Origin of the sequence: Bacillus sp. 491mf (assembly GCF_900112415.1) — a bacterium.
In the GTDB taxonomy this organism is placed as follows: Bacteria; Bacillota; Bacilli; order Bacillales; family Bacillaceae_G; genus Bacillus_A.
On the sequence record NZ_FOLV01000001.1, the window covers coordinates 438,659 to 458,880 of the forward strand.

Here is a 20,222-nt window from a genome sequence, read left to right on the forward strand (position 1 = left end):
GATGAAAATCACTGTAATACGTCCATATATCCATATAACAAGCGTTAGTAGTTGGGGAATGGTATTTACACCATCTCCTTCACAAAACGTTCGTACACGCGAGGATTATGTGAATACGACAGGTAAATGGATTGAGGAAGAGCTGAGGAAAATAGAAGGTGTGAAAGTTGATTGAACAACTATCTATTTTCGAAGTAGATGAAACAAAAATGAAACTCTATGAAGTGCTAGAAGCGCATGACTTACATTACACAATTCAAAGTTATTATTTGCACCACGATTATAAAGGACTAGTTAAATACTTTTATATTCGAGCGACAGATAACACGATTATCGATTTATGTTTATCTGAATTTCCGGAGGTATTTGCAGTACATGAGGGTTTCAGAGATAGCAGTATTAGAAAGGTATTCAAAGGGAATTTGTGAGGAGGAAAACAATTATGACAAAAGCATATACAGGTTTTGAAGCGATTGAACGGATGAAAACACACTGGATTACTACTCATGAAAAAGGATGCGCTTGGAGAATTGATGACGGAAATCTTTGGATGATGGCTGGTGAATTAGCGAGACACGTCAATGAGACAGTTAACTTCTTCTTTCAAAACGAATTTATCGACTATGTAGAACAGTTGAAAGTTGGTGATTGGGTTCATGTTACTGAGGATGAAGTAGAACAGTATGTAGCTAAGGTTGTAGCAATCGAAGGTAGTACTGTTGAGGTCGATGAAACGATTTATATAGCTAATGCTCATAGATTTATTCATTTTGCAAAATTGCGAAAAGCAACAGAAGAAGAAATTGCAGAGGAAGAAAGAAGAAGAGCGTTCGCAGCGAAAGGTCGTGAGATGAACGAATTTAAATTAGGAGATATCGGAGAACGCGAAGACACTCTATATAAAGTGGTTGTCCAGACGGAAGATAACAAATTCGAAGGCGTTATTGGTTGTGTAGCAATTAACGAAAAGGATGCACCAGTGAAATACTTTCCAGTTAAAAGTGTGGAACTACACTTTTGTGTTGAGGACATGGTGGGGTAATTTTGGATCAACACCTCATAGAGAAATTGGAGGGGTAGATTGGGATTTAAAAGAGAAATAACAATTATCTTGGTCGGCTGGTTATTAATCAGTTTGACCATGTTCATACTTAAATTCGGATTTGGAGTGAATTTATAATGATTCAGTTACATGTAATTACGCCGGAAGAAAAGAAGCAAACATTTGATATAAGCGAACTGTTTGAAATGCAAAAGGAATTGGACAAGCGAATTGGATATAAAGGGAACGACAAATTAGATATGTTATTCCGTGCATTGATTGTGGAGATCAGTGAGGCATGGAATGAAACAAGAGCATTTAAAATGTGGAGTACAGGCTTTGGTATTCCGAAGAAAGGGCTACTGGAAGAACTAATTGATGGATTGCACTTTCTTATGAACATCGCAATTGAGTTAGATAAGGGTACAGTTCGTCGTAAACTAGTTGAAGCGTTTTGTATTCAGTCTGTGTTAAGAAAAGATGTGACGAATGTAAATATGCTATTTGAATGGTATTTACAAGACATATTAAAGGCAAAGCGTGCATGGTGCCAGTATCGTGATTTAACTACAACAGTAGGGCATTTACGCCGAGCATTTAGTATTTTCTTCCGTTTATGTTACCTGTACGGGTATAAGTATGAGGACGTTGTGACGTCATATAAGGAGAAAAACGCTGAGAACTTTGAAAGACAGGATAGCGGTTATTAAAAAATAAGATAGAAGGTGACGACAGTGAAGGCGGTATGTATAAATGCTGATGCTTCTACAGAGTTGAGATTAGAACAAGAATATTTCATCTTTCCGGCTAAACCGAATCACTACTATGTCAGTCGATTTGATAATGTGAATGCACATTTCGGTTGCTATCAACCTGAAAGGTTCCGTTTTGTAGAAGAAGAGGAGTGGTCTAAAGAACCGCAGATGGATATTCCTAAGCTTGATCAAGATAAGTTTTATCATGCTCAACTTATTTGGCGACAACAAGGTTATAAAAACAAACCGCTGAAGGAATACATTATTAAGCCCAAAAGGACGCATTGTTTCTTTTGGCATGATGAGGAACGGAAGAAACCAGGCGGATGTTTTCCGTTACATTGGTTTACAAATTTTGTTCCAATCATTGAGCAAGAAGGACATGAAGAAGCAGAAGAGCAACCAGTTAATTTATTAGAAAGAATGGATGGGCAACTTGCATTCTTTTAAAATGCTATACAATTTGATTTTTTAAGAAACGAGGGAGAAGAATGACATACCTGGAACAAATAAATAAGATAGCATCACAGTTACCATTGCCAGTATTGCAAGATATTAATCAACGTGTAGGCAACTGGCGGAAATGAAAATGATCAGTATATAGGGCAGCAGTTACGATTTGCGGAAAACGTATTAATCCGAGCAGCTGGCACACGCTAGCTGCTCGGATTAATTTAAGGCTGATTCCAAAAAAGTGACATACCAAAAAAATATAAAATTATTAAAAGGATAATTGCTATGAAAATAATCAAAGAAACTTTTTTCCATGAATTTTTCATCAATAGACCTCCTTTATGAATAATATTAACATCTATCTAAAATTTGAACAAAATAATCATTTTATAGAATGGAGATTTAAGTATGGGAAGAAGTCAACGAGATAAAGGAGCAAGACGTGAAAGAGAATTTGCTAGTTTAATAGGGGGTGAGCGTGTACCGCTATCTGGTGCAGTAGATGGGTATTCTAATGATGTAAAGGGATTAGGTCTTGAATGGGAAGTAAAGGCGAGAAAAGACGGATTCAAGACACTATACAATTGGTTAGAAGATGAACGGGAACAACCAGACGCATTAGCGATTAAGGCGGATAGAAAACCGTGGTTGGTAGTTATGCCGTTGGATACATTTTTGAAAATGGTGAAGGAGTGAGAGTATGTTGGATATTGCCCTACCTGTTCTTAACAAAGAGAAGACAAAAAAGAATGTGCTTCAAGCTTTGAAAAAGTATCGTTTATTTTTATCAAGTATAGATGAAAGAGATATACAGTGTGTAAGAGATGGCAAGATGATTGTCATGAGCAAAATAGTTTTAGAACGGATCAACTATATTCAAGAAATACGAAAAGGTGTAGAAAAGCTGAATGCACGGGATAAACAGCTCATTGAGTTAGCTTACCTGGAGAAAGAAAAGCCTAGTTGGGTAAAGATGTGTAGGATATTGAATATGTCTCAACCGGATTATTATAGAAAGAGGAGTAAGGCCTTATGTGATTTGTCTTATAAGTTGGGAATTGAGGTAGAAGAGTAAAGAGTAGTTATAAAAAATATGTATATCATTTGTAAAAAAAGTGAACATTAATGATAAAAAGAAGCAATTCACTTGACACTTTCGAATATATTTGTAAAAATAGCGTTAATAATACAGAAATTTGAAAGTGAGTTGAAGTGGATTGACAGTTGCAGGGAATTCTTTATTTCCGGGAGAAGAATTTAAACAAAGTTTTGTACAAAGTATCTATAATGGCAATACATATGACTACACAGAATTTATTGAATCAAAAAAGACTCGTGCCAAGAATGGAAATCCTTATAATCGCATGGATTTCATATATGAAAATTTAATTGATATGTTTGAAGGAGAGGATTTTATTGCTAGGTTATGCAGTTCTGGTAACTGGCAAAAACATCTTCAGGTTATTAATAAAAAAACAAAAACCTTATATATTGTGGTAAAAGATGATAGAGTACAGGAATATCGTACGAAGACATCAATCGACCGTTCGCCGCACTATATTGAGTCGTATTGTCTAATAAATGAAAAATATGGTGATATTGAGTTTGTACAAAATGGAGAGCAACTTAGTTTTAATATAGATTTGTCTAATATTAGAAACGAAAATCCACTTGTAGGAGATTTTTATAATAGGAAAAAAAGTAATTTATATAGATTAATCGGACAATTTGAGATTGATACTTTTATACTTATCCCAGTCTCGATTAAGAACAATGAAGTGATAGAGGTTACAGCACATATACCTAGACCGGAATTTCAAGATCCATATTATCTATCAGAAGATTGGAGTCAATATATTCCTGTTCAATTCACTGAACAAAGTGATTATGATATTACTGAGGATATTATTGATGAAGACATTCCACTAGGACTAAAGAAAGAGATTTTAGAAGGGGATTCACTTGATACCGATTCTGAACCAAAGTTAAAAGGAAATCAGGATAAGCAAAAAGGACAAGATGAATAACTTCTTTATAAAAGGAGTATGACAATGAAAGGGATTAAACAATTTAATCCGGAAAGATTAAAAGCAGCTCGCTTATATGAGGGGTTAACTATAACGGATTTAGCAAATGCAATTAATGTATCTAAACAGGCTGTTTCACAGTTTGAACATGGTAAGAATCAGCCAAGTTTAGAAACATTATTTGAAATAATGAAAGTGTTGAATTTTCCAAGAGAGTTTTTCTATGGGAAAGATGATGAGAAAGTTCAAATCGGAAGTACTTTCTTTAGGTCATCAGCTACGACTAATAAGAAGGTCTACAATGCTCAAATTCAGAAAATGTTGATTGTAGCCAAGATATATTCTTTCTTAGAAAAATATATTGATTTTCCAGTTTTAAACTTACCTAGACTAGAAATGAAATATGATAATTATCAAAACGAGGATATTGAGGTGTTAGCGCAAGCTGTAAGAGAGTATTGGGGATTAGGTGAAGAGCCAATCAAAAATATTGTACATTTGTTAGAAAAGAATGGTTTAATTCTTACGTCATTATCAACTGATCAGGATAAAATTGATGCTTTTAGTCAAAAGCAAGTCGTAAATGGACAAGAAAGATACTATATTGTTTTAGGTAGTGATAAAAAATCAGCAGTTCGTAGACAGTTTACTGCAGCGCATGAGTTGGGACATTTGTTGATGCATGACTGGATTACGGATATTGATGAATTATCTAAGGAACAGTATAGGGAGATAGAAAGGCAAGCTGATTATTTTGCAGCGGCATTCTTATTACCAAAAAAAAGCTTTGTTGCAGACCTACATTATCCTAATAAGTTGGAATTTTATGTTGAGCTTAAAAAGAAATGGAGAGTTTCAATAGGGGCGATGATTGTAAGGGCATATCATTTGAATGTAATAAATTATAATCAATATCAATACCTTATGAGACAAAGGAGTAGTAAAGGATATAGAAAGTTAGAGCCTTTGGATAACTTAATTACAATTCCTTCACCAACAGTATTGGAAAAAGCGATTAAGTTATTAATTGCTAATAATATTTTAACACCTAAACAAATATTAAATTATTTAGAATTACCGAAGGAAAAGGTTGATTCATTAATGGATTTAAGTTCAGATACTCTTATGGAAGTAGAATTAAATGTGGCCCCATTAATTAAGTTAAGTAGTCATTCTTCAAATAGGAGAATTAATTAAGATAAATTGTAGAAATAAAAAGAAGGTGCCACATTAATGGGCATCTTCTTTTTGTAAAAAAGTATGTTCGAGAAATTTATGCAAAAATAATTCTAAGGAGTGAATCTAAGTATAAAAAAGATTGTTAAGAGAATATTTTTTATAAGTAAACAATAAAAAGTTTAAACAATAAAACGAAAGGGTAGTTTGTATACAACGGCAGTTTTGAGGAGGGATTATCCTTAATTGGTGAGGAAGAAGAGGAATGAAGGTTGTCTATTGAGCAGGAAAAAGAGTATTCTGGTGAAACCTTTTAGTGTTAATATAAAAATGTAGATATATGTGATATGGTTGATTATGCTAGTTTAAGTTAGGGAGGATATTATGAAACAGGTTTTTCCAGAGTTTTATAAATTTAGCAGTGAAGAATATAAAGAAATGTTTAATGATTGTTATTTTATAATTGATACAAATGTTTTACTAAATTTGTATCGATATTCAGAAGCTACTAGAAATGAATTGTTAGGATTGTTAGAGAGAATTAAGGATAAGTTATGGATGCCATATCAAGTTGGATTAGAATTCCATTTTAATAGAGTATCTGTGATTTTAGAACAAAAAATGGCATACGAAAATATTTGTAACAAAATTGATTCTCAGGCTAATGATTTTATTACGAATTTAAAAAAAGGATTTAATAATAGACATCCTAGAATACAAATAGATAGTATAACGAGACAGATACGTAATTCTTTTGATTTGCTTATTAATAATTTAAAAAAGCATGAAGAAGAACACCCTAATTTATTAAATGATGATGGTATTTTAGTCACATTGAATCAGATGTATGAAGGGAAAGTAGGTGAACCATATCCAAAAGAAGAACTAGAAAAAATTTATGGAGAGGGAGAACGACGTTATCAAAAGAAATTCCCACCGGGATATGAAGATGAAAAAACTAAAAAAGATCGTACGAAAGAGTATGATGGGATTATTTATAAAGATAAATTTGGAGATTTAGTTGTTTGGAAGCAAATCTTGGATAAGGCTAAAGTAGATCAGAAAACAATAATTTTTGTTACCGATGATGTAAAAGAAGATTGGTGGGAAATTGAGAAGGGTAGAACGATAGGCCCCCGAATTGAATTGTTAAATGAATTCAAAAAAGAAGCTAATATTCCTTTTTATATGTATAAAACTGAGAACTTTATGAGCTACATAAAAGAGTATTTACAGGAACAAGTAAATAAAGAAGCGATAAAAGAGATGGAAGATTTAAGGGAATCAAGTTATTACAATGAGCTTGCAAAAGTTAATGAGTATGGTGACATTAATGAACAACTTTATATTAATGAGCTTGCAATTGTTGATGAGTATGGTGACATTAATGAATTGTATATTCATGAGAATAGAGAAGCTGAAAGGGAACTATCCAAAAGAAATAATTATGACGATATGTCACCAAATGAAATTTTGGAGAGACATACTTTGGAGAGACATACATATTGGTTACAAGAAATACAGAGATTGAATTCTAAAGTAGAGAGAACTTTTGAAAACGTAAGACCGTTGTTAGCTGAATGGAATCTACATGAATTTGGGAATCTTAGAAAAGATTATTTAGATATTAATTATAAGTACAAAAGAAGAGATTGTAGCATCAATGAATTACAAGAACATTATAAACATCTAAAGACAATATATACCAGTCTAAGGGAAATATACACTCGTTCTATGCTTAAATCGCGGATTAACCCCCTAATTTTGGACACATACTATCCTTAACTCATTGTTTCATAGAATTGCTCTTTCTTTCGGCAAGTTACTTTTTTTTTCAGATGAGACAAGAAAAAATCTCGCCTCATACTCGAATCTCTTTGATTTTTAACTTTTCTATTTGCGTTCTTCGATAAAATTCACTTGGTGATAAATCTAAAATACTAGAATGGATTCTTCGGTTGTTGTAAAACTCAATATATGTAGCTACTTCTTGATAAGCTTCGGCATATGTTTGAAACATGCAGCGCTTCAGACATTCGTACTCCAGTAAACGATGAAATGACTCAATATGGGCGTTCATATTTGGTGTCTTTGGTGGAATTCGCTCATGCTCGACTTCGCAAATGTGACACACTTTTTCAAATACATTCGAAATAAATTGTGGACCATTGTCAGTGCGAATTACAGGTTTGTGTTCCCTCTCAAATTGTTTCCGTTTGAATAAAGCTCGTTGCACAAGATGACCAGCATCTTGACCTGTACAGTGTAAACCAATGTGATAATCAACAATAGAACGATCGTACACATCGATAATGGATAGGATATAAAAGAAACGATCTTCTCCTTCTATGTAGCCATATTTAATATCCGTCTCCCATAACTGATTGGAGCCAGTGACGATTCGATTACGTGCTAATTTCCGCGGATACTGAAACTTCATTTCTCGTTGTGGCTGTAAGATATCTAACACCTTACATAATCGATATACTTTCTTCTTATTGATTTGTAGCGCATACTCGTTCCTTAAACAGAGACACAGTTTGCGATAACCATAAACGCCCGCTTCGCCTGCAATGAGCTCCATGAGCCATTCTTGTATTTGTTCATCGGGTATTTTCTTTCCTTGTTGATTATAGGAATAACCTGGAACTGGTCTGCCCTCACTCACGACTTTTTCTTCTTTTTTCTGATAATAGTATGTGGAAGGGGAAATTCCCAAGATACGAAGGACACGGCGAACCGCATATCCTTTCTCAATCCACTTATGAGCTACTTCAAGCGTTTCAGTAAGTGAGGGTTCTTCTTTTTTAGCACATCACGCAAGATGGCGATTTCTAAATCTTTCTCACCTAATAGCTTTTTCAGTTGATCATTTTCCGCTTCTAGTTGTTTGACTTCAGCCGGTGAAACTACTTCATGATGCCCAGCTTCTTGTCGATCAAGATCTTGAAAAGCTTTTACCCATTTGTGTACTAAATTTGGACTGAGATCATGCCTTCTAGCTACTAATGCGGTCTTTCCAGTTTCTATCACTTCTTGTACCACTTGTTGTTTAAATTCTACAGAATGTTTTCTTCTTTGCATAATAAATGCCCCCTTATTTGGCTACCTCAAGTATAAAACCACTCTTAGTATGTGTCCAAGTTCATTAGGGGGCTAAAGAGATCGCACAATTCACTATAAATAAAACTCTAATTATTCGGGCCATCTATATAAAATATAGATGGTTTTCTTTTTGATAAAAAAGAGATAAAAATTTGATAAAAAATATTAAAGGTACGCTTGTATTATAGGAAGTGTCGTAGCGTCACGGAAATAGCGATTATATTCGTTTACGATGGTTCTATAGTGTAGGGCGATTAATTATAGTTTACTCACGAATAAACGTAAATTAGGGTCTTAATACAACGAGGGAGAGGATATTACCTCTCTTTGAGCTGATGATTCTTTTCTAAAGTACAGACACTTCTCATTTTGCTAGAATTATATCTCGTCGGTTCAAAGAGGTGTGAGCTATCTCAATTTCTCCTCTCTTAAACAAATTTATAGGCTACATTGATTGATTACATCGTCTATTTTAAAGGGCAACGCTGATGCGTTGTTTTTTATTTTATATAAATCTATTTGGAGGTTATGCATATGAATGAAGCAACATTGAATTTAGATATGAAAGAATTAGATGTAACAAAATCAGTGAAGAAAGCGATGCGTGCGTTAAAGAAGTATCGTATGTATATGCTATCTGTCGATGATGAGTATCTGCCAAAAGTAACACCCACGTATTCACTCACACCTCCAAGTAACACAAATCAATTTTATTCCTCAACTGAAAACGTGATTGAGTTTGTAGATCGAGAGCGAGAGAAAGGACAATATATGACTCTCATCTGGAAGGGGATTAATCGTTTATCAGCGGAGTTAAGGAAGTTAATTATTGAAAAATATATGGGGCGAGATGAGTTATATGATTTCGAGGTATACAACAGAATGGGAATCAGCAAACCGAATTTTGATAGAAGAAAACGAGAGGCGTTAAAAGATTTAGCTTGTTCGTTGGGGATTGCGGTGTATAGAGATGCTGATACTTTTTAGATACTTTTATGATGCATCGTGATTCAATGAAGCTGTTAATATAGTAGTATAGATGATTTGACGAAAGGGCAACTGATACATGGTTGCTCTTTTTATTATGTAAAAAAGGATGGTTACAAGGTTGCTAAATCAAGTATTTAATATGAATTGCTTAGAAGGAATGAAAATGATTGAGGATAAATCAATTGATATGATTTTATGTGATTTACCTTATGGAACTACATCTTGTAAATGGGACAGCATCATTCCGTTTGAGCCATTATGGCAACAGTATGAGCGAATTATAAAAGACAATGGTGCTATCCTTTTAACAGCAAGTCAACCATTTACAACAAAAGTAATTGCTTCAAACATGCGATTATTTCGTTATGAATGGATCTGGAAGAAAGGGAATCATGTAACTGGTTTTCCGAATGCAAATAGAATGCCATTAAAGAATCATGAAAATGTATTAGTATTCTACAAGAAGTTACCTAAATATTACCCACAGGATTTAATTTTGTTAGATAAGCCGATCAAAAAGAAAAGAATAGCTAACATTGGGGTATTTGGTAAAAGAAATAATGAATCCTTAAATAAGGTACATGTAAAGAAATATACTAACTATCCAAAGTCGGTTATTGATTTCTCAAGGGAAAGTAAAACATTTCATCCAACACAGAAGCCAGTAGCGTTATTCGAATATCTCATTAAGACTTATACAAAAGAAGGTGAAACGGTATTAGATAATTGTATGGGTAGTTTTACAACTGCTATTGCATGTATTAATACTAATCGAAATTATATCGGCTTTGAGATGGACGAAGAGTATTGGAGATTAGGAAATGAACGTGTTCAAGAGCATTTGAAGAATAAGTGAGAAAGCATCCGTTTGGGTGCTTTTTATTTTGGAAGGAATGATATAAATGACGTGGTTAAGCTTTTTCATTGGTTATAGTATTGGAATGTTAGTTTGTTTAATTATTATGATTCAGTTCATTAAAGCAAAGGAAGTAAAAGAATTAGGTTAATAAGGGGTGAGAATAATGTGTGAGCATAAGTATCGAGTGTTAGATAGTGAGACTACTTCCTTTTATTCTGATACTAAACATTTTGGTATGGATATCTCTGCTACTTTCTATTGTGAGAAATGTATTGACATTCAACATCGTGAGAAGCAGATTGATACAGGTGTGATTGAGGTAAAGGATAGTGAATGAATACAAAACCAAACAACAGAAGCGTAAGTTCTATGATAGTGGTGAATGGAAACAGTTAAGAGAGCAAGTAAAGAAGCGAGATAACTATGAGTGTCAGGAATGTAAACGTAACGGTCGCGTTCAAACAGACACTAATGAGTACAGCGAGAGTGCAAGGCGTAAGAAGATACAGTTAGTTGTCCATCATATAAAAGAACTCGAACATCATCCAGAACTTGCATTAGAGAAAGATAATCTTGAAACAGTTTGCGTTGATTGCCACAACAAAGAACATGGTAGAACGTTTAAAAAGAAACAGAATAAATGGCAACACGATGAAAAATGGTAAAAGAAACAAAATTATATACCCCCCCTTAAAATATTTCAGTATTTTTTTGTCTTAGGGGCACCGGAGGAGGGGGTTAACTGTCAGGTTTTTTTCGATTTTACGCACGTAAGGGGGGTGGGTAGATAGATGGCTGTTAGTATTGTGAAGTTAAAAGAACAGCTCATGAATAGTATTGATATTACAGATTTAGTCGAAGTTGAAAAGGTGGAAAGATACATTGATCTTGTAAAAGCATTTAGAAAAATAAATAAAACTATTAATAAAGAAGGCGAGTCCGTAACGATAAAAAACGGTTCTCAAGTTTTTGTTAAAGCCCACCCTCTTATAAGTGAGAGGAATAAAATTAACAGTTCATTAATTGCTTTAGGAAGGGATATAAAGTTTGTTCCTAAAGCTGGTGTTCCTAATTCGGGATATAGTACAAGTGATTTAATATGATTAGACAAAAGTACGTTGATGAATACATAGAACTTTATCGAAGTGAAAAAGTAAAGTTCAACAAAGAAAGAGAACTGTTAATAGAGTATCTAGAAAAATACGTTTTAAACAGAGACGACTTGTATTTTGATGATGAAATGATTGAGAAGTGTATCCGCTTCGGTGAAAAGTGGTATTTTCCATTACAATCATTTCAGAAATTCTTAATAGCATTCGTCTTTTTATTTTATAAGAAAAATGGGCGCGTATTTTATCGTAAATTCCTGTGGATGCTAGGGCGTGGCGGCGGTAAAAATGGTTTAATATCGGTTATTATTCATTTTCTAATTAGTGAAATGCATGGTATTCCGGAGTATAACATTTCCGTCGTTGCAAATAGTGAAGAACAAGCAAAAACAAGTCCTGACGAAGTTCATAAATGTATTAAACGAAATGAAATATTACAACGAGCATTTAAAACAACATTAACTCAAACTGTTTCAAAGGCTACCGGAAGTGTATTAAAGTTTAGAACATCAAATGGAGATACGAAAGACGGTTTGCGTGATGGTGCGGTTGTGTTTGATGAAATACATCAATACGAAAGCAATAAAGACGTTCGTGTCCATATCAGCGGCTTAGGAAAAAAGAAAAACCCGCGCGAATTTTACATTGGTACGGATGGATATGTACGAGATGGTTTTTTAGATAAACAAAAAGAAAAAGCTATGAAGGTTTTAAATGGTGAGGCTCGTCCAAATGCTGTATTTCCTTTTATCTGTAAGCTTAATGATGAAAAAGAAGTTGATGATCTTGATAATTGGGAGCTTGCGAATCCCATGTTATCAAAGCCATTAAGCGAGTATGCTGAAGGATTACTTGAAACAATAAAGGAAGAATATGAAGATTTAGAGGATGATCCAAGCAATAGAGAAGAGTTCATGACAAAACGAATGAACTTGCCAGTTACAAATTTAGAGCGATCTGTTGCAAAATGGTCAGAAATCCTTGCTACAAATCGTCCGTTTCCTGATTTATATGGTCAAGAATGTATTGGAGCGTTAGACTTTGCAAGTATGCGAGACTTCGCAGCATGTGGTCTTTTGTTTAGAAAAGATGGCGATTATATTTTTAAAACACATTCATTTGTACGTAAGGAATTTGTTGATATTTACTATGGTTATTCAAAAAAAGCTGGTGAATATAAAAAACAAAAATTCGCACCAATTAAAGAATGGGAAGAACAAGGGCTGCTAACAGTTGTGGATGAACCAACTATTAATCCGCAACACATTGTTGATTGGTTTGTAGCAATGCGTGAGAGTTATGGGCTTAAAAAGGTTATAGGAGATAATTTCAGATTAGAAGCTATAAAACCATTATTAATAGCAGAAGGTTTTGAAGTGGAAATCATAAGAAATCCTAAAGCAATTCACAGTTTACTAGCACCACGTATTGAAATGGCCTTTGCGAATAAACAAATTATTTTTGATGATAATCCTCTTATGCGTTGGTATACACAAAACGTATTGGTTGTTATCAAGAATGATGGAAATAAAGTGTATGAAAAGAAAGAGCCAGTTCGTAGAAAAACGGATGGTTTCCAGTGTTTTGTACATGCTCTTTATAGAGCTGATGAGATACAAGAATCAACAGAGTTCCTAATAGGTGATATTAAATTCTAGTAAAGGGGGTGATGACAATTGGGTGGCTTAGTGATGTATTAAACAAAAATAAAGAAGTAGCATTTATGTTTGATGTAGACATGTTTATTGATACAGCAAACAGAGTTCACATGAAGAGATTAGCAATTGATACATGTATATCCTTTTTGGGAAGAACAATTAGTCAATCTGAATTCAGAGTGAAAAATAAAAAAGAATTTGTAAAAGACGAACTGTATTATCGCTTAAATGTTAGACCAAATAAGAATATGACAGCCAGTACATTTTGGGAAAAGTTTGTTTACAAGCTTATTTATGATAATGAATGTCTAATAATACAAAGTGATGATGGCGATTTGCTTATTGCGGATGACTTTCAACATAATGAGTACGCTGTTTTTGAGGATATCTTCACTAACGTGACTGTGAAAGATTATCTTTTTAAAAGAAGTTTCAAACAAAGTGAAGTTATCCATTTGAAATATCGAAATGATAAATTATCACCGCTTATTGATGGACTTTTCGCTGATTATGGTGATTTATTTGGAAGAATATTAAACTCCCAAAAACGTAAAAATCAAGTCCGTGGCACAGTTGATATGGATATGATCGGCGCTAAGACTCAAGAACAGATAGGAAAGTTACAAAAATTTATAGATGACATGTATAAGGCAGTTGGCGATAAAGATATTGCTATTGTTCCACAACAAAAAGGGATTGAGTACAAAGAAGTTTATAACGGTTCTGCTAATGGTCCCAGTGTGGAAGAAATAAATAAAGTAACAAATGGATTTTTAAATCAAGTTGCAATGGTTATTGGTATTCCAACGGCTTTACTATATGGAGAAATGGCCGATGTTGAAAAACAGACTAAGAACTATATGCTTTTCACTGTAAATCCCTTGTTGAAAAAACTATCAGATGAAGCAAATGTGAAATTCTTTGAAATGAATGAATATCTTGATGGACAAAAAATTGAAATTAAAACCATTTCCTATCAAAACATATTCGACCTTGCAACAAGTATTGATAAGCTTATTTCTTCCAGTGCGTTTACTGGCAATGAACTTAGATTAGAGGTAGGATATGAAGCTTCAAATGATCCGAACTTAGATAAACATTATATTACGAAAAACTATGCGGAAATGAGCACAGGTGAAGGAGGTGAGAAAGAAAATGGCGGTAAAGCTTGATATTAAAGGACCAATTATTTCTAGTGATGAAGCTTGGATTTATGAATGGTTTGAAATGGATGCAACAAGCCCAGGTATGGTTGCAAAAGAACTTACTAATGCCAATGGTGAGGATTTAATTGTATCAATTAATAGTCCTGGTGGTTATGTACATGAAGGATCGGAGATTTACACAGCATTAAAAAATTACCCTGGTTATGTGGAAGTTCAAATTGTTGGTTTAGCTGCAAGCGCGGCTTCTTTCATTGCAATGGCTGGTGATAAAGTTCGAATTTCTCCAACAGCACAAATTATGATTCATAACGCTTCTATGTGGAATGGTGGAGATCATAGAGGAATGGAAAAGGCTGCTGAAATGTTGAGAACTACGGATAGAGCCATTGTGAATGCTTATGTCATTAAAAGTGGTAAATCTGAAGAAGAATTGCTAAATATGATGGCAGAAGAAACATGGATGGGAGCGCAACAGGCACTAGAAAATAATTTTGTGGATGAAATCATGTTTATGGATAATCCAATTAAAATGACGGCTTCCAGTGCCGCTTCTGCTATGATTCCACAGAAAGTAATCGATGGTTTTAGAAACGGAACACTCAATAAAGGGAAAGCCGAAGGAATTACAAAAGAAGATTTAAATGCAGCATTATCAGGGTTAAAAAACGAAATCCTGAATGAGTTACAAAGCAATATAGAAGAACAACCAAAAGAGCCTAATCCGAAACTTGCTAAAAACAACAGATTGAAAAGGCTCTTTTTAAATTTATAAAAAATGGGGGAAATATATAATGGTCATTAAATTTAATAAATCTGAAGCATTTAATAAAGCGAAAGCAAAATTAACGGATGCTTTAACTAACGCAGAAAGTACAGAGCAAGAACAAACGGCAGCGTTTGAAGGTTTCTTTGATGCAATGCAAACAGATGTAATTAACACAGTCCGTAATCAAGTAAATGATGAAATGTTAGATCGTTCTATTCTTCAACAGCGCGGTCAAAATGTATTAACAGCAGCAGAAACAAAATTCTTTAATGCAGTTGTACAAGAAGGTGGATTTAAAGACGGTTCAATCCTTCCAGTAACTACGCAAGAACGTGTATTTGAAGACTTAGTTAAAGAACATCCATTACTTGATGCTTTAGGTCTACAAGATTTAGGAGCTGTAACTAAGTTCATTTATTCAGATCCAACAAAAGCATATGCATGGGGCGAATTGTTTGGTGAAATCAAAGGGCAAGTTAATGCAGCGTTTAGACAGGAACAAATTGGTCAGCTTAAATTAACAGCATTTGCAGCTATTCCAAATGATATGTTAGAACTTGGTCCAGAATGGGTTGAACGTTATGTTCGAACTTTATTAGTAGAAACATATTCAGTTGGTTTAGAGTTTGGTTTTGTAAATGGTGGCGGAGCAGTAGCACATCAACCTGTAGGTTTAATGAAGGATGTAGATCCATCAACAGGAGCTGTTACTGACAAAAAATCATCTGGTACATTAACATTTGCTCCATCTGAACATGGTGAAGTAGTGGCTGGTGAACTTTATGAAGTAGTAAAAGCTTTATCGACTGATGCAAAGGGAAAATCCCGAAAAGTATTAAATAATATTGTAATGGTTGTCAATCCTGTGGATGCAATCGGTGTACAAGCACGTAACACAATCCAAACGGCAAATGGTCAATGGGTAATGGCGTTACCTTATAACATTCAAACTGTTGAATCTGAAGAAGTTCCAGTTGGGAAAACGGTATTCTTTGTGAAAGGTCAATACATTGCAGCAATTGCAGGCGGATACAAACTTAAAAAGTTTGATCAGACATTAGCAATTGAAGATGCAACGCTTTATACAATCAAACAGTTTGCTAATGGTAAGCCAAAAGATAATAAAGCGGCTCTTGTATATGATTTAAAGATTTCATTTACACCACCAGCAACTAAATAAGGAATGATGTGAATGAATACAATAATTTCAAATGAAATATTACAGCAATTCAAAGAAAGGATGCACTTAGGTGATGAGGAAGATGATAACCTAAAGCGCATCCTTTCTACATCTAACAAGGCATTACTTAGGGTTTGTGGTGATTATGATTTAAACGCTAACGAGGAGTTCAAGGAATTAGTCTTTGAACGCTCTCGTTATGTTTATAATGATGCTCTTGAATATTTTGACAAGAATTTTTTAAGTCAGATTAATAGTTTGAGTATCGATAAGGCATTAGAAGAAATTAAGTTGGACGGTGATTAATATGCGTCCTTTTCAATATAAAAAACCATTAAACACAGGTGATTTTAGAAATCGAATAATCATTGAACAACCTGTAACAACGAAAGATGATCTTGGACAAGTAATCGAAACAGATTGGAAAGAAGTAAAAAAAGCTTGGGCCATGATAAAGACATTAAAAGGTTCCGAGTATATTGAAGCTTCAACCTCGCAAGCTACACGGATTTATAGATTCATTATTCCATACACTTCTGGTATTACGGAAGAAATGCGAATTAATTTAAAAGGACGTATCTTCGACATTACTGAGCCGCCGATAAACGATGATGAGGAGAAAAAGACATTAACCATCATAGCTATGGAAAAGATGAGGTGAAATAGTATGGTTAGTGTTAGTGATCTAGCTAATGAAATTGTTAGACAAGTAGAGTTATATACAAGAGAAGTTGAAGAAGTAGTGGAAGTTTCCAAAGTTGAAGTTGCAAAAAATGCTGTTGATGAGTTAAGACAAAAGAGCCCAAAACTAACAGGTGATTATAGAAAAGGATGGCGTGTTAAAAAAGTTGGTAACAACGTTGTCATTCATAATAAAACAAATTATCAATTAACTCATTTGTTGGAGAAAGGTCATGCAAAAGCTGGTGGTGGACGTGTTCCAGCTAAAGTGCATATTGCTCCGGTGGAAGAACGAGCGGTAAATGATTATTTAGAGCGTGTGGAACGGGCGGTGCAGCGATGAACTTACCTGAATTTAAAAAGATACTTGAAGCTACAGGTTATCCTGTGGCTTATTCGCATTTCACCGCAACACCTGGTAATCCCGTACCATCACCACCATATATTTGTATCCTTGTGGACGGCTCATCTAACATGATGGCTGACAATAAGGTTTATCACGAAATAAATGATATCAATATTGAGCTTTACACAATGGAAAAAGATTTAGTTGCAGAAGCCAATCTTAAAAACGTCTTAGATGAACATGAGTTACCTTATGAATCATCATTTGAAACGTTTATTGAATCTGAAAAATTATATCAAAAATTTTATGAAGTGAGGTTGATTTAAGTGAATGAAAATAAAGTAACGTTTGGTTTGAAGAACGTTCATTATGCACTATACGATGTGAAAGATAATGTAGTTACGTTTGGAACGCCAATTGCAATGCCAGGTGCGGTTGAATTAACGTTTGATCCACGAGGAGACTTAATTGAATTTTATGCAGATGACATGCTTTATTATTCTGCAAGTAATAACCAGGGCTATGATGGAACATTATCAATTGCTAGAATGCCAGATCAATTTGCAATTGATGCATTAGGGGAGCAATTAGATGAAGAAGATGGTGTGTTAAATGAATTGGCAGATGCAAAAAGTAAGCCTTTCGCATTATTATTTGAATTCGATGGTGATGTGAATGCAACACGTCATGTTATGTATAATTGTTCAGCAAGTCGTCCGACTCTTGCATCTAAATCAAAAACGAATTCTGCAGAGCCTAATACAAATGAGTTGAAATTTGTATCTAGTCCTATTGATCTCAATGGAAAGCGCATGGTTAAAACAAAAACAACTGCTAAAACAACGCAAGCAATTCATGATAACTGGTACAAAAAAGTGTATGTAAAAACACCAGCAGCACCAAAAGGAGCGTAATTAGATGGAAAAAACGATTGTAGTAGATGGTAAACAAGTTCGATTAAAAAGCACAGGTGGAACTCCTAAGCGATATAAAGCGCAATTTGGAAAAGATTACTTTTCAGAACTAATGAAACTATATCCACTAATGAATGTAGATATGAATGATTTAGATAATATAGATTTTAGTTTATTAGATATGGATGTTTTCTATAACTTTACTTATGTATTGGCGAAAACAGCAGATCCAACAATTCCTGATCCAATTACTTGGCTCGATACATTTGATGAGTTCCCAATTTACGAAATCATTCCCGAAATTCAAGACATGTTAATGGCTTCTATGCAATCTAAAAAAAAGATGTAAGTGATGAGCAAGGGACTGATGATGGTGAAGGATTTACCACTGAGACGTTCCTTGCTTTGTGTTATAAATGTAAGCTTACAAGTTCGGATTTAGACGAAATGACAATTGGTATGTGTCTTGATTACATTAGTGAATACATTGAATTGCAGAATCCGCAAAAAGAAAAAGTCAGAAAAGCCAATCAAAAAGATTATGATTCATTCTAAAGATGACTACCTATACAAAAGGGTGGTCATTTTTATTTTTTATAAAAAGGTGGTGAATGTGTGGATAAATCAATCAAAGGGATTACGATACAACTTGGTGCAGATACAACGAAATTAGGTAATGCTCTTAAAGATGTTACAAAACAATCCGTGGCTTTAACACAGGAACTTAAGCAGGTTGAGCGTGGATTGAAATTTAATCCTGGTAACACTGAATTACTGGCACAGAAACAGCAATTATTAGCTGAACAAGTATCTGTAACAACTGAAAAGCTAAATAAGTTGAAAGAGGCACAAACACAGATCAATCAGAAGTTCGCGGAAGGCAAGATATCACCTGAACAATATAGGGCGTTCAACCGTGAAGTAATTGCAACTGAAAACCATCTAAAAAGCTTACAAAACTCTATGCAAGAGATGGAGGCTGAAGAAGGTCGCATTGCTTCTTCTACAAGGCAACTAGAATCATTATTTCAAGCAACAGGAACGAGTGTAGACAATTTCGCTAGTGTTTTAGGTGGTAGACTTGTTAACGCTATTAAAAGCGGTACAGCTTCATCTAAACAGCTTGACGATGCCATTAATAAAATTGGTGTGGAAGCATTAGGGACAAGAACTGATCTTGAAAAGATGAAACAAATTCTTGCAACTATTGATGATGGTAATTCTGTAGAGAATGTAAGAAAAGAATTATCCAAGTTATCACAAGAAGCAGAACAAACAGGTAAAAAGTTCAAAGAACTTGATATCGGTTTAGAAAATATGCTAGGTGCAGCGGCGGCTGGCGGTGGAATTGATAAAGCTATTGAAACAGCGTTAGATTCATCAAAATTAAAAACGAAAATCGATATATCTTTTGATGTACCCGAATCATCTAAGAAGTCGATTGAACAAGCCGTAAGAGGTATTGAAGCGTATGGCCTTGATGGTGAAGAAGCACTTGAAGGAGTTCGTAGACAATGGGCATTGAATAAAAACGCTTCTGACGAAACGAATGCAGCTATTATTAAAGGCGCAGCGACTATCGCTTCAAATTATGCTGGTATTGATTTTAACGAGCTGATACAGGAAACAAATGAGATTGGTACAACATTAGGCATAACTAACGAAGAAGCACTAGGGCTAGTTAATCACCTTTTAAAAGTTGGATTCCCTCCTGAACAATTAGATATTATTGCCGAATACGGAGATCAAATGATACAAGCTGGTTTTTCAGCTAAAGAAGTCCAAGCTATTATGGAAGCTGGCATCGATACTAAAACTTGGAATATTGATAACCTATTGGATAAAAAATTGTCCCTATGAGTGGCGACATTTATAGAAAACTCCTTTAATTCAGTGGAACTCTCAAAAAGAGACAATACTGAGCGAAGCCTTTAATAAAGGAACGTGCAACGACTAGCTGAAAAGCGTAGGGTGTAAGCCAATGGCATCCGAAAT

29 protein-coding genes and 1 pseudogene are annotated in these 20,222 nt (G+C 34.4%); 28 read left to right on the forward strand and 2 right to left on the reverse strand.

Translation table 11 applies throughout. From position 1 onward, the window contains the following. The first annotated feature begins 1 nt into the window (after position 1). The 11 genes and pseudogenes from BM211_RS26310 (at position 2) to BM211_RS02355 (ending at position 7,238) form a co-directional block, all read left to right on the forward strand. Positions 2-175, forward strand: a complete 174-nt coding sequence (locus tag BM211_RS26310; protein WP_090994818.1) for a hypothetical protein — start codon at positions 2-4, stop codon at positions 173-175. Next, entirely contained in the window at positions 168-428 is a 261-nt protein-coding gene (locus BM211_RS02315) for a hypothetical protein (RefSeq protein WP_177206870.1), read from the forward strand. Before BM211_RS26310 ends, BM211_RS02315 begins: the two co-directional genes overlap by 8 nt. 14 nt (positions 429-442) lie before the next feature. Then, positions 443-1,042: a hypothetical protein gene (locus BM211_RS02320; protein WP_090994820.1), complete on the forward strand. Its 600-nt coding sequence runs from the start codon at positions 443-445 to the stop codon at positions 1,040-1,042. A 137-nt stretch (positions 1,043-1,179) separates the two neighbouring features. After that, positions 1,180-1,752 carry a dUTP diphosphatase gene (locus BM211_RS02325; protein ID WP_090994823.1) on the forward strand — a complete coding sequence of 191 codons (573 nt, stop codon included), beginning with the start codon at positions 1,180-1,182 and terminating at the stop codon, positions 1,750-1,752. Positions 1,753-1,776: 24 nt separating this feature from the next. After that, positions 1,777-2,247: a hypothetical protein gene (locus BM211_RS02330; protein WP_090994825.1), complete on the forward strand. Its 471-nt coding sequence runs from the start codon at positions 1,777-1,779 to the stop codon at positions 2,245-2,247. Between the two features lie 41 nt (positions 2,248-2,288). After that, positions 2,289-2,457 (forward strand): annotated as a pseudogene (locus BM211_RS27445) (DUF6877 family protein). 201 nt (positions 2,458-2,658) lie between these two features. Further along, positions 2,659-2,946 carry a hypothetical protein gene (locus BM211_RS02335; RefSeq protein WP_035436765.1) on the forward strand — a complete coding sequence of 96 codons (288 nt, stop codon included), beginning with the start codon at positions 2,659-2,661 and terminating at the stop codon, positions 2,944-2,946. Positions 2,947-2,950: 4 nt separating this feature from the next. Then, complete coding sequence (locus tag BM211_RS02340; protein WP_090994828.1) at positions 2,951-3,325, forward strand: ArpU family phage packaging/lysis transcriptional regulator; 375 nt, start codon at positions 2,951-2,953, stop codon at positions 3,323-3,325. Positions 3,326-3,467: 142 nt separating this feature from the next. Beyond that, positions 3,468-4,277 (forward strand): DUF5986 family protein, encoded by an 810-nt coding sequence (locus BM211_RS02345; protein WP_090994831.1) that lies wholly within the window; start codon positions 3,468-3,470, stop codon positions 4,275-4,277. 24 nt (positions 4,278-4,301) lie between these two features. Continuing rightward, positions 4,302-5,474, forward strand: coding sequence for a helix-turn-helix domain-containing protein (locus BM211_RS02350; protein ID WP_090994835.1), 1,173 nt, complete (start codon positions 4,302-4,304; stop codon positions 5,472-5,474). Between the two features lie 363 nt (positions 5,475-5,837). Then, complete coding sequence (locus BM211_RS02355; RefSeq protein ID WP_090994838.1) at positions 5,838-7,238, forward strand: PIN-like domain-containing protein; 1,401 nt, start codon at positions 5,838-5,840, stop codon at positions 7,236-7,238. A 76-nt stretch (positions 7,239-7,314) separates the two neighbouring features. On the opposite strand, the gene BM211_RS02360 is transcribed toward BM211_RS02355, so the two are convergent. Continuing rightward, positions 7,315-8,211 carry an IS3 family transposase gene (locus tag BM211_RS02360; RefSeq protein ID WP_141771580.1) on the reverse strand — a complete coding sequence of 299 codons (897 nt, stop codon included), beginning with the start codon at positions 8,209-8,211 and terminating at the stop codon, positions 7,315-7,317. Positions 8,212-8,222: 11 nt separating this feature from the next. Then, positions 8,223-8,537 carry a transposase gene (locus tag BM211_RS02365; protein ID WP_090994842.1) on the reverse strand — a complete coding sequence of 105 codons (315 nt, stop codon included), beginning with the start codon at positions 8,535-8,537 and terminating at the stop codon, positions 8,223-8,225. Positions 8,538-9,092: 555 nt separating this feature from the next. Here BM211_RS02365 and BM211_RS02370 point away from each other — a divergent pair. From BM211_RS02370 to BM211_RS02440, 17 genes are all read left to right on the forward strand, one after another. Beyond that, the gene (locus BM211_RS02370; protein WP_177206872.1) at positions 9,093-9,545 is read left to right on the forward strand and encodes an ArpU family phage packaging/lysis transcriptional regulator; all 453 of its coding nucleotides are present in this window, start codon (positions 9,093-9,095) and stop codon (positions 9,543-9,545) included. Between the two features lie 121 nt (positions 9,546-9,666). Then, the gene (locus BM211_RS02375; RefSeq protein ID WP_090994846.1) at positions 9,667-10,404 is read left to right on the forward strand and encodes a DNA-methyltransferase; all 738 of its coding nucleotides are present in this window, start codon (positions 9,667-9,669) and stop codon (positions 10,402-10,404) included. A 166-nt stretch (positions 10,405-10,570) separates the two neighbouring features. After that, positions 10,571-10,744, forward strand: a complete 174-nt coding sequence (locus tag BM211_RS26315) for a hypothetical protein (RefSeq protein WP_177206873.1) — start codon at positions 10,571-10,573, stop codon at positions 10,742-10,744. After that, entirely contained in the window at positions 10,737-11,072 is a 336-nt protein-coding gene (locus tag BM211_RS02380) for an HNH endonuclease (RefSeq protein ID WP_090994849.1), read from the forward strand. Before BM211_RS26315 ends, BM211_RS02380 begins: the two co-directional genes overlap by 8 nt. A 126-nt stretch (positions 11,073-11,198) precedes the next feature. Beyond that, entirely contained in the window at positions 11,199-11,510 is a 312-nt protein-coding gene (locus BM211_RS02385) for a P27 family phage terminase small subunit (RefSeq protein ID WP_090994852.1), read from the forward strand. Beyond that, a complete protein-coding gene (locus tag BM211_RS02390) occupies positions 11,507-13,174 on the forward strand; it encodes a terminase TerL endonuclease subunit (protein ID WP_090994855.1) in 1,668 nt (555 codons plus the stop codon). Before BM211_RS02385 ends, BM211_RS02390 begins: the two co-directional genes overlap by 4 nt. 11 nt (positions 13,175-13,185) lie before the next feature. Continuing rightward, a complete protein-coding gene (locus BM211_RS02395) occupies positions 13,186-14,346 on the forward strand; it encodes a phage portal protein (RefSeq protein ID WP_090994859.1) in 1,161 nt (386 codons plus the stop codon). Further along, positions 14,330-15,112: a head maturation protease, ClpP-related gene (locus tag BM211_RS02400; protein ID WP_090994862.1), complete on the forward strand. Its 783-nt coding sequence runs from the start codon at positions 14,330-14,332 to the stop codon at positions 15,110-15,112. Before BM211_RS02395 ends, BM211_RS02400 begins: the two co-directional genes overlap by 17 nt. A 19-nt stretch (positions 15,113-15,131) precedes the next feature. Continuing rightward, a complete protein-coding gene (locus BM211_RS02405) occupies positions 15,132-16,286 on the forward strand; it encodes a phage major capsid protein (protein WP_090994866.1) in 1,155 nt (384 codons plus the stop codon). A gap of 12 nt (positions 16,287-16,298) precedes the next feature. Next, positions 16,299-16,592, forward strand: a complete 294-nt coding sequence (locus BM211_RS02410) for a hypothetical protein (RefSeq protein ID WP_090994869.1) — start codon at positions 16,299-16,301, stop codon at positions 16,590-16,592. Position 16,593: 1 nt separating this feature from the next. Further along, complete coding sequence (locus BM211_RS02415) at positions 16,594-16,947, forward strand: phage head closure protein (RefSeq protein ID WP_090994871.1); 354 nt, start codon at positions 16,594-16,596, stop codon at positions 16,945-16,947. A 6-nt stretch (positions 16,948-16,953) separates the two neighbouring features. After that, on the forward strand, positions 16,954-17,310 hold the full coding sequence (locus BM211_RS02420; protein WP_090994874.1) for an HK97 gp10 family phage protein: 357 nt from the start codon (positions 16,954-16,956) through the stop codon (positions 17,308-17,310). Continuing rightward, a complete protein-coding gene (locus BM211_RS02425) occupies positions 17,307-17,639 on the forward strand; it encodes a hypothetical protein (RefSeq protein ID WP_090994877.1) in 333 nt (110 codons plus the stop codon). The genes BM211_RS02420 and BM211_RS02425 overlap by 4 nt, the downstream gene beginning before the upstream one ends. After that, positions 17,640-18,227, forward strand: coding sequence for a major tail protein (locus BM211_RS02430; RefSeq protein WP_090994879.1), 588 nt, complete (start codon positions 17,640-17,642; stop codon positions 18,225-18,227). 4 nt (positions 18,228-18,231) lie between these two features. Next, complete coding sequence (locus BM211_RS02435) at positions 18,232-18,576, forward strand: hypothetical protein (RefSeq protein ID WP_090994882.1); 345 nt, start codon at positions 18,232-18,234, stop codon at positions 18,574-18,576. A gap of 56 nt (positions 18,577-18,632) precedes the next feature. Then, positions 18,633-18,782 (forward strand): hypothetical protein, encoded by a 150-nt coding sequence (locus tag BM211_RS26650; protein WP_218160779.1) that lies wholly within the window; start codon positions 18,633-18,635, stop codon positions 18,780-18,782. Between the two features lie 60 nt (positions 18,783-18,842). After that, positions 18,843-20,087, forward strand: coding sequence for a phage tail tape measure protein (locus BM211_RS02440; RefSeq protein WP_090994885.1), 1,245 nt, complete (start codon positions 18,843-18,845; stop codon positions 20,085-20,087). The last annotated feature ends 135 nt before the right edge of the window (positions 20,088-20,222 follow it).

Coding starts and splice junctions, on each gene's coding strand:
- BM211_RS26310 (WP_090994818.1), top strand. CDS start 2: ATGAAAATCACTGTAATACGTCCATATATCCATATAACAAGCGTTAGT.
- BM211_RS02320 (WP_090994820.1), top strand. CDS start 443: ATGACAAAAGCATATACAGGTTTTGAAGCGATTGAACGGATGAAAACA.
- BM211_RS02325 (WP_090994823.1), top strand. CDS start 1,180: ATGATTCAGTTACATGTAATTACGCCGGAAGAAAAGAAGCAAACATTT.
- BM211_RS02335 (WP_035436765.1), top strand. CDS start 2,659: ATGGGAAGAAGTCAACGAGATAAAGGAGCAAGACGTGAAAGAGAATTT.
- BM211_RS02340 (WP_090994828.1), top strand. CDS start 2,951: ATGTTGGATATTGCCCTACCTGTTCTTAACAAAGAGAAGACAAAAAAG.
- BM211_RS02350 (WP_090994835.1), top strand. CDS start 4,302: ATGAAAGGGATTAAACAATTTAATCCGGAAAGATTAAAAGCAGCTCGC.
- BM211_RS02355 (WP_090994838.1), top strand. CDS start 5,838: ATGAAACAGGTTTTTCCAGAGTTTTATAAATTTAGCAGTGAAGAATAT.
- BM211_RS02365 (WP_090994842.1), bottom strand. CDS start 8,537: ATGCAAAGAAGAAAACATTCTGTAGAATTTAAACAACAAGTGGTACAA.
- BM211_RS02370 (WP_177206872.1), top strand. CDS start 9,093: ATGAATGAAGCAACATTGAATTTAGATATGAAAGAATTAGATGTAACA.
- BM211_RS26315 (WP_177206873.1), top strand. CDS start 10,571: ATGTGTGAGCATAAGTATCGAGTGTTAGATAGTGAGACTACTTCCTTT.
- BM211_RS02385 (WP_090994852.1), top strand. CDS start 11,199: ATGGCTGTTAGTATTGTGAAGTTAAAAGAACAGCTCATGAATAGTATT.
- BM211_RS02390 (WP_090994855.1), top strand. CDS start 11,507: ATGATTAGACAAAAGTACGTTGATGAATACATAGAACTTTATCGAAGT.
- BM211_RS02395 (WP_090994859.1), top strand. CDS start 13,186: ATGACAATTGGGTGGCTTAGTGATGTATTAAACAAAAATAAAGAAGTA.
- BM211_RS02400 (WP_090994862.1), top strand. CDS start 14,330: ATGGCGGTAAAGCTTGATATTAAAGGACCAATTATTTCTAGTGATGAA.
- BM211_RS02405 (WP_090994866.1), top strand. CDS start 15,132: ATGGTCATTAAATTTAATAAATCTGAAGCATTTAATAAAGCGAAAGCA.
- BM211_RS02410 (WP_090994869.1), top strand. CDS start 16,299: ATGAATACAATAATTTCAAATGAAATATTACAGCAATTCAAAGAAAGG.
- BM211_RS02415 (WP_090994871.1), top strand. CDS start 16,594: ATGCGTCCTTTTCAATATAAAAAACCATTAAACACAGGTGATTTTAGA.
- BM211_RS02420 (WP_090994874.1), top strand. CDS start 16,954: ATGGTTAGTGTTAGTGATCTAGCTAATGAAATTGTTAGACAAGTAGAG.
- BM211_RS02425 (WP_090994877.1), top strand. CDS start 17,307: ATGAACTTACCTGAATTTAAAAAGATACTTGAAGCTACAGGTTATCCT.
- BM211_RS02435 (WP_090994882.1), top strand. CDS start 18,232: ATGGAAAAAACGATTGTAGTAGATGGTAAACAAGTTCGATTAAAAAGC.